General features: G+C 37.0%; 18 protein-coding genes. 8 read left to right on the forward strand and 10 right to left on the reverse strand.

Annotated elements, in window-relative coordinates; translation table 11 throughout:
• Positions 1 to 59: 59 nt before the first annotated feature.
• The gene (locus tag ACZ47B_RS08785; protein ID WP_464894173.1) at positions 60 to 284 is read left to right on the forward strand and encodes an SHOCT domain-containing protein; all 225 of its coding nucleotides are present in this window, start codon (positions 60 to 62) and stop codon (positions 282 to 284) included.
• On the opposite strand, the gene ACZ47B_RS08790 is transcribed toward ACZ47B_RS08785, so the two are convergent.
• A complete protein-coding gene (locus ACZ47B_RS08790; RefSeq protein WP_464894174.1) occupies positions 281 to 1,177 on the reverse strand; it encodes a DMT family transporter in 897 nt (298 codons plus the stop codon). The two genes, ACZ47B_RS08785 and ACZ47B_RS08790, sit on opposite strands and share 4 nt — an antisense overlap.
• A gap of 96 nt (positions 1,178 to 1,273) precedes the next feature.
• On the opposite strand from ACZ47B_RS08790, the gene ACZ47B_RS08795 reads away from it, so the two are divergent.
• The 3 genes from ACZ47B_RS08795 to tpx all read left to right on the forward strand — a co-directional run bounded on the left by ACZ47B_RS08795 (position 1,274) and on the right by tpx (position 3,629).
• Positions 1,274 to 2,080 (forward strand): transporter substrate-binding domain-containing protein, encoded by an 807-nt coding sequence (locus tag ACZ47B_RS08795; RefSeq protein ID WP_464894175.1) that lies wholly within the window; start codon positions 1,274 to 1,276, stop codon positions 2,078 to 2,080.
• A gap of 3 nt (positions 2,081 to 2,083) precedes the next feature.
• Positions 2,084 to 3,052, forward strand: a complete 969-nt coding sequence (locus ACZ47B_RS08800) for an amino acid ABC transporter permease (RefSeq protein WP_464894176.1) — start codon at positions 2,084 to 2,086, stop codon at positions 3,050 to 3,052.
• 67 nt (positions 3,053 to 3,119) lie between these two features.
• Positions 3,120 to 3,629, forward strand: a complete 510-nt coding sequence (gene tpx / locus ACZ47B_RS08805; protein ID WP_464894177.1) for a thiol peroxidase — start codon at positions 3,120 to 3,122, stop codon at positions 3,627 to 3,629.
• A gap of 28 nt (positions 3,630 to 3,657) precedes the next feature.
• Here tpx and ACZ47B_RS08810 read toward each other — a convergent pair whose 3' ends face one another.
• From ACZ47B_RS08810 to ACZ47B_RS08820, 3 genes are read right to left on the reverse strand one after another with little or no spacing between them, the layout of a single operon-like run.
• The gene (locus ACZ47B_RS08810) at positions 3,658 to 4,431 is read right to left on the reverse strand and encodes a UDP-N-acetylmuramate dehydrogenase (RefSeq protein ID WP_464894178.1); all 774 of its coding nucleotides are present in this window, start codon (positions 4,429 to 4,431) and stop codon (positions 3,658 to 3,660) included.
• Positions 4,431 to 4,697, reverse strand: a complete 267-nt coding sequence (fliQ, locus tag ACZ47B_RS08815) for a flagellar biosynthesis protein FliQ (RefSeq protein ID WP_464894179.1) — start codon at positions 4,695 to 4,697, stop codon at positions 4,431 to 4,433. The genes ACZ47B_RS08810 and fliQ overlap by 1 nt, the downstream gene beginning before the upstream one ends.
• Positions 4,697 to 5,569: a menaquinone biosynthesis family protein gene (locus ACZ47B_RS08820; RefSeq protein WP_464894180.1), complete on the reverse strand. Its 873-nt coding sequence runs from the start codon at positions 5,567 to 5,569 to the stop codon at positions 4,697 to 4,699. The genes fliQ and ACZ47B_RS08820 overlap by 1 nt, the downstream gene beginning before the upstream one ends.
• Positions 5,570 to 5,671: 102 nt before the next feature.
• Between ACZ47B_RS08820 and recA the strand changes: the two genes are divergently transcribed.
• From recA to ACZ47B_RS08840, 4 genes are read left to right on the forward strand one after another with little or no spacing between them, the layout of a single operon-like run.
• Positions 5,672 to 6,700, forward strand: coding sequence for a recombinase RecA (gene recA, locus ACZ47B_RS08825; RefSeq protein WP_464894181.1), 1,029 nt, complete (start codon positions 5,672 to 5,674; stop codon positions 6,698 to 6,700).
• Entirely contained in the window at positions 6,697 to 7,968 is a 1,272-nt protein-coding gene (eno, locus tag ACZ47B_RS08830) for a phosphopyruvate hydratase (protein WP_464894182.1), read from the forward strand. The genes recA and eno overlap by 4 nt, the downstream gene beginning before the upstream one ends.
• Positions 7,969 to 7,970: 2 nt before the next feature.
• A complete protein-coding gene (locus tag ACZ47B_RS08835) occupies positions 7,971 to 8,246 on the forward strand; it encodes a septum formation initiator (RefSeq protein WP_464894183.1) in 276 nt (91 codons plus the stop codon).
• A gap of 12 nt (positions 8,247 to 8,258) precedes the next feature.
• Positions 8,259 to 8,876: an AMIN domain-containing protein gene (locus ACZ47B_RS08840; protein WP_464894184.1), complete on the forward strand. Its 618-nt coding sequence runs from the start codon at positions 8,259 to 8,261 to the stop codon at positions 8,874 to 8,876.
• Here ACZ47B_RS08840 and ACZ47B_RS08845 read toward each other — a convergent pair.
• The 6 genes from ACZ47B_RS08845 to lspA all read right to left on the reverse strand — a co-directional run bounded on the left by ACZ47B_RS08845 (position 8,855) and on the right by lspA (position 14,791).
• Positions 8,855 to 10,021: a cation:proton antiporter gene (locus tag ACZ47B_RS08845; protein ID WP_464894185.1), complete on the reverse strand. Its 1,167-nt coding sequence runs from the start codon at positions 10,019 to 10,021 to the stop codon at positions 8,855 to 8,857. The two genes, ACZ47B_RS08840 and ACZ47B_RS08845, sit on opposite strands and share 22 nt — an antisense overlap.
• Positions 10,011 to 10,856: a biotin synthase gene (locus ACZ47B_RS08850; protein WP_464894186.1), complete on the reverse strand. Its 846-nt coding sequence runs from the start codon at positions 10,854 to 10,856 to the stop codon at positions 10,011 to 10,013. Before ACZ47B_RS08850 ends, ACZ47B_RS08845 begins: the two co-directional genes overlap by 11 nt.
• Entirely contained in the window at positions 10,853 to 11,365 is a 513-nt protein-coding gene (locus ACZ47B_RS08855) for a YfcE family phosphodiesterase (RefSeq protein WP_464894187.1), read from the reverse strand. The genes ACZ47B_RS08850 and ACZ47B_RS08855 overlap by 4 nt, the downstream gene beginning before the upstream one ends.
• A complete protein-coding gene (gene topA / locus ACZ47B_RS08860; RefSeq protein WP_464894188.1) occupies positions 11,366 to 13,429 on the reverse strand; it encodes a type I DNA topoisomerase in 2,064 nt (687 codons plus the stop codon).
• Positions 13,430 to 13,493: 64 nt separating this feature from the next.
• Positions 13,494 to 14,291, reverse strand: coding sequence for a transposase (locus tag ACZ47B_RS08865; RefSeq protein ID WP_464894189.1), 798 nt, complete (start codon positions 14,289 to 14,291; stop codon positions 13,494 to 13,496).
• 62 nt (positions 14,292 to 14,353) lie between these two features.
• Positions 14,354 to 14,791 (reverse strand): signal peptidase II, encoded by a 438-nt coding sequence (lspA, locus tag ACZ47B_RS08870; protein ID WP_464894190.1) that lies wholly within the window; start codon positions 14,789 to 14,791, stop codon positions 14,354 to 14,356.

A 14,791-nucleotide genomic window follows, 5' to 3' on the forward strand; every position in this document is an offset into this window, starting at 1 on the left:
TAAAACGGCATTAAAGACCCGGGTATATAATTTTCACATATTTAATTAAGGAGGCCAAGATGATGGCAGGCGGATATTATGGAATGGGAGGTGGTTTTATGTGGTTGTTTCCTTTGATAGGTTTTGGAATATTTTTATATGTTATTTATATGATATTCAATAAAACAAATATCAACAACAATTCTACAAATAGCGAGTCGGCACTTGAAGTGCTCAAAAAAAGATACGCTAGAGGCGAGATCAGTAAAAGTGAATTTGAAGAGATGAAAAAAGATTTAGCTTAATTTCTGTTTCTATAGTATGAGCCGATTTCAGCTATGAGCATGGCTGCTATCATGATGGCTCCCCCTGTTATCTGGGTATAGTTCAGCACTTCATGCGCGTAAAAGTAGCTAAATACAGCCGCACTTGCCGGCTCCATAGTAAAGATGATAGCGGTTTTAGCCGGAGTGGTAAACTGTTGCATGTAAGTTTGCATAAAAAGTGCATAAACCGTAGCAAACAAAACAGTTGTTACAAGAGCCAGTATAATAGGGTATGTAAATGTTTTTGGAAATGTAAAAGGATCCACTGACAGTGAGGCTATAAGTGAAAGCATAGCAACACTTAAGAGCTCAATGCTAACAAGTAAAAAGATGTTGTACTCTCTTGAGAGTTTGGCTGTAAAGACTATATGCACGGCAAAAAACGCTGCACACAAAAAAGAGTAAAATTCACCCTTCCCAAATGAGTTAAGACCCCCGGCGCCGGTTAACAGCCAAAGACCAAAAGCCGCTATAATAGCTCCTATGATAGAAAATATATATACTTTTTGCCTAAAAAATATATAAACTACAATTGGAACGATGATAACATTCAAACCCGTTATAAAAGCTACTATCGAAGATTTCGTATAAACAAGACCGTATGTTTGGGTAGCATAACCCAAAAAGAAGAGACTACCCAAGAAAACCCCTGCTTTTAAAAGCTGTTTGTCAAATTGCTTGATATATTTTAAGGACAAAGCGAACATCAGTAAAAAACTAAGAAAAAATCTTAAAAATAAAAATGCAAAAACAGGGATATCCTTGATGGCATCTTGTACGATGACAAAGGTCGCTCCCCAGGAGAGGGCGACACTAAAAAGCACTATATCCGCACCAAATTCTCTTAGCTTGTCGGCAATTAATTTTTTCATTTTGGGATTATACTCAAAATGTAACTGTTTTGCAATAAACAACATTTAAGAAAATTTAAGTAAAATGTTAAATCAGAAAATTTTTAAGGAGAAAATATGAAAAAGATTTTAGTTGCTATCTTAGCATTTCTAAGCCTAAATGTGATGGCGTCAGATCTAAATCTGTGGAAAAAGTCCACTTTGAACCAGATACTTCAAAGAGGTGAGTTAAGAGTCGGTATGGAGCCTGGATATATGCCTTTTGAAATGAAGGATAAAAAAGGTAAGATCATAGGTTTTGACGTGGATGTTGCCAGAAAAATGGCAAAGGATATGGGAGTGAAACTAAAACTTGTTCCAACAGCTTGGGATGGTATCATAGCCGGACTACTTGCAGGCAAGTATGATATGATCATTTCAGGTATGACAATCACTCAAAAAAGAAACCTAAAGATCAACTTTGCAAACCCTTATATAAGTATAGGACAAACTATGCTTGTAAAAGCATCAGTAGCAAAAGGTAAAAAATCATGGAAAGACCTTGATAAACCTCAGTACACTATAGTTACAAAACTTGGAGTAACAGGTGAAATTGCTACAAGAAGAATGTTCAAGCATGCAAAGATCAGAACTTTTGATACTGAAGCAGATGCTGTACAAGAGCTTTTAAACGGCAAGGCTGACGCTTTTGTTTATGACAAACCTTACAATGCTATGTTTATGGCAAAAAGAGGTGGAAAAGGTATAGTTTTCTGGGATAAAGATCTTACATTTGAACCACTCGGATGGGCTGTTAGAAAAGGTGATCCTGATTTTCTTAACTGGCTTGATAATTTCCTAAACCAAATCAAGCATGACGGAACATATGCTAAAATTTACAACAAATGGTTCAATGACATCTCTTGGCTAAAAAGAGTCCAGTAACAAATGGCACGAAAAAAAGAGTCAATTTTAAAAAACAAAATCTTCGGTCACTTTTTGGCCGGAGGTTTTTACTTTATACTTCTTTTTGCTTTATATGTAGCTGCTACTCATATGAACTATGTTTGGAAGTGGAATAGTGTTCCAAAATACTTCGCATATGAGAAAAAAGTAGAGTTAACCGCACCGTTTGACGGAACGGTTAAGATAAATGGCGATAAGATCACGATAATCGGCGAAGAAGGCAATAAAAAAACACTATCGGCCGATGGATATAAAAACCTGGATGTAAAAGACGGGGATGAAGTCTACGAGGGTGATGCGCTGGCATATTATACCACCTGGACATCAGGACCTTTGCTGAAAGGTTTGTATGTAACACTTGAGATATCGGCATATGCAGCGTTACTGGCTTTTGTCATCGGATGGATACTTACATTTATGAGGATAAGCGGATATCAATTTCTTGATGATATAGCTACGGTTTATATCACTATCATCAGAGGTACTCCTCTTTTGGTGCAGATTTTTATCTTTTATTTTATCATAGCTACAATATTCAACCTTGAGAGATTTGTTGCCGGTGCGGCATCTTTGGGACTTTTCTATGGAGCCTATATAGCCGAGATATTAAGAGGGGCCATACAGTCAGTTGACAAGGGTCAGACTGAAGCTTCCAAATCTTTGGGAATGAATTACATCCAAACCATGGGTCATATCATTATGCCCCAGGCTTTAAAAAGGGCTTTGCCGGCACTTGTAGGTGAGGTTATAGCTTTGGTGAAAGACTCATCTTTGGTATCGGTCATATCTATAACAGACTTGACAAAAGTAGGACGAGAGATAGTTGCCAACACCTTTTCTCCGTTTGAAACATGGCTTGTTGTCGCTGCGATGTATTTTTCCATAACATTCACTTTAGCCGTTATCGGACACAAATATGAAAAGAAACTTAAAGCCAAAGGCGGCTTTTAAATAATTAAGACAATATTTATCCTATTTAGCTATAATGTCATATAAAATTTATAAAAGGAAATGAAGTATGGCTAAAACAAAGCTAAAAGGCAATGATGTAAATCTAAGCGGAAATGATGTACAAGTTGGAGATAAAGCTCCGGAAGTTAAAGTAGTCGGAAAAGATCTTTCTGAGATTACAGTAGGCGGAGCTAAAGATAAAGTTCAACTTATAGTTGCGGTTCCGTCTTTGGATACTCCGGTATGTGCTGCAGAAACAAGAAAGTTCAATGAAGAAGCTACTAGTGTTGACGGAGTTGAAGTAACTGTCGTTTCTATGGATTTACCTTTTGCTATGGGTAGATTTTGTACGACTGAAGGCATAGAAAACCTAAGTGTAGGAAGTGACTTTAGAAATAAAGATTTTGCAAATGCTTATGGTGTTCTTATAGCTGACGGTCCTCTTGCGGGAGTTAGTGCGAGAGCTATATTTGTTGTAGATAAAAATGGGGAAATTACTTACAAACAAATTGTTCCAGAAATTACCGAAGAGCCAAACTACGAAGAAGCTTTAGAAGCTGCCAAAGCTGCTGTATAGGGAAAAATTAAGCGGGAGTTTTTCCCGCTTATAAGATAATTATCTCCAATTCCAAATCTATACCAAATTTCTCATAAACTCTTTTTTTTGCCAGATTTATCAAGGAAGTCGCATCTTCAAATGTACCGTTTCCATAATTTACTAGAAAGTTTGCATGTTTATCGCTAAATCCCACATTTCCTATCTTGTAGCCTTTCAACCCGCACTCTTCCAAAACTCTACCGGCGTAGTCGCCTTTAGGATTTTTAAAACAACTTCCTGCACTAGGAAGTGAAGGTTGATTGAGTCTTAGTTTTTCAAACCATTCGAACAAATCATTGTCAAAGCCTTCTTCCATCTTGAAAGTAGCTTCATATATGATGTCTTTTATATCGGTTTTTCTATAACCATATACTATGTCATCTTTGTTCAAATACCCTCCTTTTGTTTTTATGCAAACCAGGTTGTTAAATATCTCATACTCTTTTAGACCCGCATTCATCTTGACTATACCACCGATGAGCCCCGGCAGTTTTTGCAGCAATTCAAAGCCTTTTATATTGTTTTTTCTACAGTAGCTCAAAACTTTTCCGCCCGGTGTCGCACCACCGATATGTAAAAGCCCGTTTTTCTCCAAGATATAATCAAAATTTTTTGATAGTTTGGCTAGTTTTGGAGGATTATTGGAAACTAAAAGGTTGTTGGCGCCACCTATGACGGTCAAGTCATCACTCTCTTCTTTTGGGTCGTTTATGATAGTTATCTTACAAAGTGGACCTATCTTTATACTGCTGTATTTGGAAAAATCTACTATCTTTGTCATCAAGAGATAAAGGAGGGTATCATGTTCAGTATTTTGGTTGTAAATTCTATCATCATGTTCATCATCCACGGCATTGTGAATATGATGACGACTACGACAAGTATGATTTTGGGAACAAAGCTTAAAGTCATCTCATTTATCTGGGTCGTAGCTTGAAAGATACTTATAGCAAGACCCGCTATAAGCCCCGAGAGTAGCATGGGTAGTGAAAGATACAAGGCAATTTTAAATGTTTCAACTCCAAGTCCTATAAGTTTAGCTTCCATTACAAATTCCTTAACTCTTTGTATTCAATAGGTATAAAAAAGTCTTCACATTCGATACTTTCATCAAAAAAACCGGCATCGAATCCTATCTTGAAAAGTTTATCTATCGCTTTTTTTTGTATGTTGCTTAGTGTTATGGAATTTTCATTTGCATATAGGTTTAGATAATGTTTTAGTTTTTCTTCATCAACTCTTATAAGATTTCTCTCCAACAGCATTCTTGAAGCAAGTTTTGCATTGTCTCTTGCGACTTTTACTGCTTGTGTCAGTATCTCTTCGCTTTCTATGGCTATGTTTAGGGGTATGGATCTTCTTATGGCCATTCCGCCCAAAGGTAGAGGCAGCTCCTCTTTTGCCAAATCCTGCCATATATCCCAAAGCTCCCTCTCTGTTTCCAAACTGTCATCAAAGTCAAGTATGCTTTCATGTATCAAAACGCCGGCATCGACCTCGCCAGATAGTACGGCTTTTTCAATATCTAAAAAATTTTTATATATAATCCTGGCTTCAGGGTAAGCTATGCGAAACAACAATGCGTTTGTAGTATTTTCTCCACTTAGTGCGACTTTGAAGTTTCTTTTTAGTTTTTTATCTCTTTTTTTTATCAGTTTGGGGCCGTATCCTTCTCCGAAACTAACCGCTGTTCTTAAAAGTGCATACTCCTCTTTTATCTTTGGATACATTCCAAAGCTGATAGCGGTTATATCATAAGTGCCAACCAGTGCTTCTTTGTTCAGTGTTTCTATGTCGAGCGCTAGATTGGAAAAATCGACTAGATTTGAGTTGACCCAGCCAAATTTTATGGCATAGTACATAAATACATCATCGGCATCAGGTGAGTGGGCAACTGTGAGTTTTCTTGCGGTCTGCATAAATTTCCTTGTGAAAGGGTTGTATATTTCAAGCTGAAAGATTTTATCATCTTTTCATTAAATTAATGATAAAATAAACCAATTTAACATATAGGGATAGATATGGCTGTAGATGAAAGTAAAAAAAAGGCGTTAGACCTTACCATAAAACAACTCGATAAAACTTTTGGTAAAGGTACGCTTGTAAGACTCGGAGAAAAAGTTATAGAGCCCATAGAAGCTATAAGCACCGGCTCTATCGGGCTTGATATAGCTTTGGGAATCGGCGGAGTTCCAAGAGGAAGGATCATAGAGATATATGGACCTGAGAGTTCGGGTAAGACCACTTTGGCGCTTCAGATAACCGCTGAAGCACAGAAAAAGGGAGGCATTTGCGCATTTGTGGATGCCGAGCATGCACTGGATGTCAAATATGCCCAAAATCTTGGAGTAGATACGGACAACCTTTTGGTTTCGCAGCCTGATTACGGTGAGCAGGCTTTGGATATAGTAGAAAGTATTGCAAGAAGCGGAGCAGTGGACTTGATAGTAGTTGACTCAGTTGCCGCACTTACTCCAAAAAGTGAGATAGACGGAGATATGGGTGATACACATGTAGGTCTTCAAGCAAGACTTATGAGTCAGGCTCTTAGAAAATTGACCGGTATTTTGCATAAAATGAATACAACCGTTATATTTATCAACCAGATAAGGATGAAGATAGGTATGATGGGCTATGGAAGTCCGGAAACCACAACCGGTGGAAATGCTTTGAAATTTTATGCAAGCGTAAGACTTGATGTAAGAAGGATAGCAACACTTAAGCAGGCAGATGAGAGCATAGGAAACAGAGTTAAAGCAAAAGTCGTAAAAAACAAAGTAGCACCACCTTTTAAAACCGCAGAATTTGACGTGATGTTCGGGGAAGGTATCAGTAAAGAGGGTGAATTGGTAGATTATGGCGTGAAGCTTGATATCATAGATAAAAGCGGAGCATGGTTTAGCTACAAAGATAAAAAACTAGGACAGGGAAGAGAAAAAGTAAAAGCTCTTTTAAAAGAAGACAAAGAGTTGGCAAATGAGATAGAAAATGAACTTAAAAAAGCGATGGGTTTTTCTGAGGGCGCAGAAACACAAGGAGATGAAGAATGATATATATAGAGGATATTTTTTCTGAGGAAGTTCTTGACAGCAGGGGTAATCCTACCGTCAAAGCCACAGTCGTGCTAAGTGACGGTACTAAAGAGAGTGCTATAGTGCCAAGTGGAGCTAGCACTGGAAGCAAAGAGGCATTGGAGCTTAGAGACGGCGATCAAAAGAGGTACTTTGGAAAAGGTGTTTTGAAAGCTTGTGAAAATGTAGATACAATTATAGCGGATGCACTTGTGGGTATATCCCCGTTTAATCAGGCGGAGATAGATGCCGTTATAAAAGAGTGTGACGGAACAGAAAACTACAGTGAGCTTGGAGCAAATGCGGCTTTGGGAGTTTCCATGGCGGTTGCAAGGGCTGCGGCTTCAAGTCTTGGTGTTCCTTTATATAAATACTTAGGCGGTGCAAATGCTTCCGTGATACCCGCACCTATGCTAAATATCATCAATGGCGGAAGCCATGCAGATAACAGCGTGGATTTTCAAGAGTATATGATCATGCCTTTGGGATTTGAGAGTTTTGAAAGAGCTATGCAAGCTGCTAGTGAAGTCTATCATGTTTTAAAAAAACTCATAGCAAAAGACGGTCACTCAACAGGTCTAGGTGATGAGGGCGGTTTTGCACCTAATTTTAAAAACAATGTAGAACCTTTGGAGTACATCGTAAACGCTATAAAAGAAGCCGGATACAAACCGGGAGATGAGATAGCCATAGCCATGGATCCGGCAAGCAGTGAATTTTACAAAGACGGCAAGTATGAGCTAAAAGGTGAAGGCAAATCACTAAGTAGCAAAGAGATGGTGGAGTACTATGAAAAACTTGTTGAAAAATTCCCCATAGTCTCCATAGAGGATGCACTTGAAGAGAATGATTGGGAAGGATGGAAGATACTTACCGATAGTTTAGGAGACAAGATACAGCTTGTGGGAGATGATCTTTTTGTAACCAATTCCAAGTATCTTCAAGAGGGTATAGATAAAGGCGTAGCAAACTCGATCCTTATAAAACTAAATCAAATCGGAACGGTAAGTGAAACTATGCAGACCATGAGACTTGCTTATCGACATGGATATACATGTGTTGTAAGCCATAGAAGCGGTGAGAGTGAAGATGCTTTTATAGCTGATTTTGCAGTGGCGATGAATGCGGGACAGATAAAAACAGGAGCGCCTGCTAGAAGCGAAAGAATGGCAAAATACAATAGGCTCCTTTCAATCGAGAGAGAGATGGGTTTTGGTGAATACCTTGGATTGAACCTATTTAGTTAGATATGAGCAAACACCAAGTCCTAGAAGAGTTCAAAACTTCAAAAAAAAGAAATTTTTATCTTTTTTTAAAAGCTTCTTTTTTGGTTTTGATAGTGATAGGACTTGGCATATACGTAGGCAATCTTTTATACGGCAAAAACTCTCTTGAAGTTCTTTTGAACCTGCAAGAGAAAAAAGAGATGTTTAAAAATGAGATAGAAAAATACAAAAAAGAGAATGCAAAACTACAAAAAGAGTATTTTGAACTTTTGCAATTAGAGCCTGAGCAGGATAATTGAAGGAGATTTGAAGTGAAAAAAACCATTATATTGCTGATCGCATTAAGCCTGGCTTTGATTGCAAGGGACAATCCTTTCAAGCCCGTAGTATCCAACACCTCGATGGGAAAAGCGACAAATATCGATAATTCATACAACTCTTTGAAGATAGAAAAATTCAAACTGCCAAGCTCTTCACGAGTCATAAAAAAGGTAAAATTTGAGATTTTGAATGTTGATGGAAGTATCAGTGAAAGCAGTTTCGCAGTAGATAAAAAAGTAGATTGGCACCGGGATATCATTCTTTCAAATATGCCGATAGTTACCGATAACAAGCCAAAAAAGATTGAGCCTAAGCTTTTAAAACCTTTTAAATTTTTATCTATCCTGATCGATAAAAACAAGCTCTTACTAAAAACGAAAGACTCCATGATAAGAGAGCTCTTCTTTGCAAAACCTTATAAGATAGCAGTTGATTTAAAAAGGAATGTTTCATTTTACACTAAAATCATAGCATTGAAAAACCTGCCTTTTAAAAAGATAGTTATAGGAAATCATGGAAAATTTTACAGAGTTGTTATGCAGCTTGACGGCAAATACCGCTATAAGATCAAGAAAAACAGTAATGGCTACTTGGTCGAGCTTTTTTGAAACCGCACCAAAGATAAAGTTTTTATAGCTATCATTGAAAATATAACTTCAAATATACTTGCAAGTATAAAAGCATAGTATGTATCTTTATCTATTGTTTTAAGATCGTATGCTATAGTGGCAACTGCAACCAAAAGTGTCAAAGGCATAGAGTGGGAGAGTCCAAATAGCACCCTTTCTTTGGGCGTCAATTCGAAAAAGACAATAGATGAAGAGATAACCCTCATGCCTATCATCAAAATCGTGACAAGAAGGGCTTTGCCCAAAAGTTCCAAATTTTTCAAAGATTCCAGATCCAGCGTAGTACCGACATAGATAAAAAACAGCGGTACCAAAAATCCAAATCCAAACGATGATAGTTTATGAGTCAACTCTTCTTTGTGCTTGAAGAATGTCGATATGAAGATACCCGCTATAAATGCCCCAAATGCAATCTCAAGATGAAGATATAAAGATATGGCTATAAGGATAAAAAATATGGATATGGAAATTCTTATATCTTTTTCGTCGTTGTCCTTGAAAGGCATAAGATAAGTCTTTATGCCAGGGTACCACCAAAAAAGTACTTCCAGGGACTTAAATATGATAACGATCGCCAGCAAAAAGCCAAAAAGTATGGAAATGGTTTTGTAAAACTCATACCCAATGCCAAAAGTCAGCATAGCGCTTGAAAATGTTACAAGTGTTATACTGACGATTTCGCCCAGTACTCCCACGGTCATGGCAAGCCCCAGCCACTTTTTGTCTTTGCCGTACTCATTGAAGAGCGATATGATGAGTCCTACGGATATAAGAGGCATTGTTATTATAAAAATATTGCCAAGTTTTAGGTAATAAGATGATAAAAAAGAGAACAGGTAAAGCAAAGATATATAAATGATACTCTTTTTTAAAAGTTTTATATCCATATTTTTAAATACTCTAAGATCCACTTCGGTTCCGGCTAAAAACATAAGATACAAAAAGCCTACTTCAGAGATTAGTTTGAAAATTTCATTATGATGGATAAAACCAAAATACCCTGCAAGACTTCCAAGTATGATTTCAACAGGAGTTAGAGGTAGTCTTATGATTCTTGAGAAGTAAGGGGTAGAGATAATGATAACCGAAATGGTTATGATCATCATTATGTTTTCATTTAGCATCGCAATTTTCTGCTATTTTGTATCCGAGGCTTTCTATGGTTTTTATATCCTCTTTTGCTTGATTCCCTTTTGTTGTGAGGTAATTGCCTATGACTATGGAGTTTGCTCCTGCTTTAAAGATTTCTGGCCATCTTTCTTGGAAAGTTATCTCTCTTCCGCCTGCAACCATGATCCTTTTGCCAGGAAGAGCATTTGAGACTTTTTCTATCCAATAAAGTGCTTTATCTATATCAAATATCTTCTCTTCAAGCGGAAGAGCAGGATTTGGATGAAAAAAGTTAAGAGGTATGGAGTCTGGTGAAAGATCCATAAGTGAGTTCAAAAATGACTCCCTGTCTTCCTCGCTCTCGCCAAGTCCAAAGATACCTCCTGTACATAGTTTGAGCCCAGCTTCTTTTACGTTTTGACAAGTTTCGTATCTCTCTTTCCAGCTGTGGGTTTTGCATATCTTTTCATAATACTCTTTGCTCGTTTCAAGATTGTGATTGTAACTTTTGATGCCGGCTTTTTTGAGTTCTTGCAATTGCTCTTTGGTCGCCGTTCCATTGCATGCTATGAGGTTTAAGTCTATATTTTCTTTTAAGATTGCATATGCAGCTTTGCAGACAAATTCAAGTTTTTTTTCATTCAAACCTTTTCCTGCCGTTACAAGACAAAAGCCTATGGCTCTGTTTGCTCGCGCCTGTTTTGCCTCTTTTATGATGACATTTATATCTTTTTCTTTATATTTTTCGATATCAGCATTATTGTGTGCACTTTGTGTGCAAAAAGAGCAGTCTTCGCTACAGTTTCCGCTTGAGATATTGCTTATAGCGCAAAGATATATCTTTTTCATAGTATAATTTCCTCTATTTTGTACCCCAAATCCTCTTTTAGCATATCTTTTTCATAGTGCCAAACTTTCCAGCTATTACTCTTGTTTTCGATAAGGGCAAATTCACTTATGGGTTTTTTCCTGGCGCAAATTTCACCCGGGTTTATATATAAAGTATCGTTTTTCAATTCGCACTCAAAGTAGTGTGTATGCCCAAAGACTATCAAGTCTGTATCATTGTTTAGATAATATGGATAATGCATCAGTTTGACTGATATATTGTCAATCTTAAAGTAGTGAGGCTCGTTTGCTATGTTGTAGTTTTTAGCTAAACCTAAAAGCTGCATGTCATTGTTGCCAAAGACCGCCTGATATGGTAAGCCGCAATTCTCAAGCAACTCAAGAGACTCTTCTAGTACTATATCTCCCGCATGTATGATAAACTTCGCTCCGTCTTTTTTGAACTTATCTATCGCACTTTTTAGCAGATCGATTTTTTTGTGACTATCAGAGACTACTCCTATCTTCACCTACAGATCCTCTCTGTGTTTGCATTTGATGCACTCAAGTATCTCTTTTTTTCTATATGTTCTTTGAGTCATCATTCCACCACATTCGCTGCATTTCTTGTCAGTAGGCATATAGTTTGAAACAAATTTGCACTTTGGATAGTTGGAGCATCCGTAAAACTTTCCTCTTCTTGAGCTTCTCTCAACGATATCTCCTCCACATTCGGGACATTTTATCCCTGTCTTGGTGCTCTCTTTTTTCTTTGGAGTAGATATGTTTTTGGTATATTTGCATTTTGGAAAAGCACTGCAAGAGATGAATTCTCCAAATCTTCCTTTTCTTATAACAAGTTCACTGCCGCACTCAGGACACTTTTCACCTGTCGGGATGACAACTTTCTGGCTTTTTATATCTTTTTTGCCCTTTTCTATCTCTTTCATAAAGGGTTCGTAAAAATTCCAAAGAACCTTTTGCCAATCCTCTTTTCCCTCGGCTATCTCATCAAGTTTCTCTTCCATTTCAGCTGTGAAGGAACTATCGACTATATCTTTAAAATGCTCTTCTAACAGTGTTATGACCTTAAATGCTATTTCGGTCGGGATTAGTTGTTTTTTTTCAATTTCTATATATTTTCTAGCTACTAGGATGGATATGGTAGGAGCATAGGTCGATGGTCTTCCGATACCTAAAGATTCCAGTTTTTTTATAAGGCTTGCTTCGGAGTATCTTGAGGGAGGCTCAGTAAAATGCTGCAAAGCCTCAAGTTTTGTTTTTTCTACATTTTCCCCGATATTCAGTTTTGGCAAAAGCTTATCTTTCTCTTTGTATCCGGTTGCTTTGTAAAATCCTTCAAATTTCAAAATCCTGCCGGTTGCTTTAAATTTGGAAGATTTGCTTTCAAAGATGATATTTTGTGTTTGAAACAGGGCATCTTTCATCTGGGTAGCTAAAAATCTGTTATAAATGAGTGTGTAAAGTTTTAATTCATCACTTTTTAAGTACTGTTTTGCGATTTGCGGGTCAAACTCAAGGTTTGTAGGTCTTATGGCTTCATGTGCCTCTTGAGCACCTTTTGATTTAGTCGTATAGTACTTCTCTTTTTCGCTTAGATAACTATCTCCAAATTTGTTTTTTATAGTTTTTCTGGCTTCTTTGATGGCTTCTTTGGCTATATTTAGCGAGTCAGTCCTCATATATGTTATAACACCCATATTTCCTTTGTGAGTCATAACTCCCTCATAAAGAGTTTGAGCTATCATCATGGTTTTCTTAGGCGAAAAGCCAAGCTGATTCGATGCGGCTTGCTGCAAAGATGAAGTCATAAAAGGAGGAGGAGTTGCGGTTTTTCTCTCTTTTGTTTGTATATCAGATACTTTAAAATCTTCATTTTTTAGTGTCTCTTCTATATACTTAGCCCTGTCACCGTTTTTTATGGTCATTTTAGAGATTTTTTCTTTTTCAAATTCAACCAAAAGAGCATCTATAGTACTGTTAAAAAGTGCTTCTATGCTCCAGTACTCTTGTGGCTTGAAAGCTTTTATCTCTCTTTCTCTATCAACCACTATCTTTAAAGCCGCACTTTGCACCCTTCCTGCACTCAATCCCTTTTGAATCTTGGATGAGAGCAAAGGGGATAGTTTGTATCCCACTATCCTATCCAGTAGTCTTCTTGCCTGTTGGGCATTGAAGTTGTTTGTATCTATGGTTCTTGGATTTTGCAGAGCTTTTTGGATGGCACTTTTTGTGATCTCATGAAATACGATCCTAGGAAGAGAGCTTGGTTCTTTTCCGATGGCTTTTGCTATATGATATCCTATGGCCTCCCCTTCCCTATCCTCATCCGTTGCGATATATACGGTATCGCTTTTTTTTGCCAAATCTTTTATCTCTTTGACTGTTTTTGAATGGTCTCTGCTTACTCTGTACTCTGGTTTGAATGCACCATCTTCTATCTTAATGCCAAATGAGCTTTTGGGCAAATCCCTAATATGCCCTTTGCTGGCTATTACAGTATAATCTTTTCCTAAAAAGTTTTTTATAGTTCTTGCTTTTGCAGGAGACTCGACAATAATAAGGTTTTTCAAAATCTCTCCTATATTTTACAACTCGCTTGGAGTTTTTATTGTGAAATTGTACCCAATGAGGGATTTAAATGCAAATGATATCCGGCTTGTTATCTTGAAGCAGTTTTTTTATAGTATTTGAAACGGTTGCCTGGGAAATATTTAGAAATTCGGCGATTTGGGTTTGGGTATATCCGTCAAGGTACGCTTCATATATCTTAAGGTTGCGCTCTTTTTTACCTAAAACCGTATCGAAATGTTCCTCTAGCCTTTTGTGCATTTTGTTGTTTCTGCTTTTTTTGTAACTTACGACTTTTTGTAACTCTTCGATGATATCTTTTAACTTTTTATTCACCACAGGTACGTTAAAAAAATTTTTTACTTCTTGAATGTCCGGATATTTTTTAAACATGAAAGATTGCTGTAAGCAAGCAGGAGGCTTGTCGAGGTTTACAAACGATCTGTAGCTTGAGTACTTAAAGTCTTCAAGTTTGTCGCAAAGATGATATTTTAGCGGATGTTGTTCTATATGAAGGATTAGGGTATCGAGGTATGATTTGTTTAGGATATACCAGGATTGATACCTTCCTTGCCATAAGTGCCCTACCCTGTTATACTTTTTGTTGAAGTATATAGCATAATTTGAATTGATGTACCTGATGGCCAAAGAGATATTTTCCTCTTTCGTTTCGACAAGTAGATGATAATGATCATACAAAAGACAATACGAATGTACGGTAAAGTCATAAAGCTTTGCACTTGTGCAGACGACTTCTAAAAATTTTTTGTAGTCCTCGTCTTCGTAAAATATCTTTCTGCCGGCCACTCCTCTGTTTATGACCAAATGATAACCGGCGACATCTACTCTTGGCTTTCTTGGCATATTTTCCCTTGTAGTTTATCTATCTATTCTACAATATTTTAAATAAAATTCAAATTATCGTTTTATCGTTTTTTATAATTTAAGTACAAGATGATAATAACCGCCAAATCTATCATAACATCGGCAAAATTAAATATGGCAAATTTAAAACCGCAATGCCAGTACATGTAGTCTACAACCCCGCCATGGACAAATCTGTCGTATATATTGCTGCATCCTGCTCCAAAAAGTATCCCAAGAGGCAAAGAGTATCTGACAAATATATCTTTTTTTATTATAACATATAACCCAACCGCCAAAAGTATGGCACTTTGTATGTATTTTAAATTGTTTCCCAAAAATGAGAACATGGAAAATGCAACACCTTTGTTGTAAGTGAGTATAAAAGATATACATTCACCATAGTAACTGTATCCATCTATAAAAAGAGCTTTTATATTTTGATCGATTACAAATATACCTACCGCCGAAAGGGCAAATATCCACAGAGATTTGATCAT

The organism is Thiofractor thiocamini, from assembly GCF_055384375.1.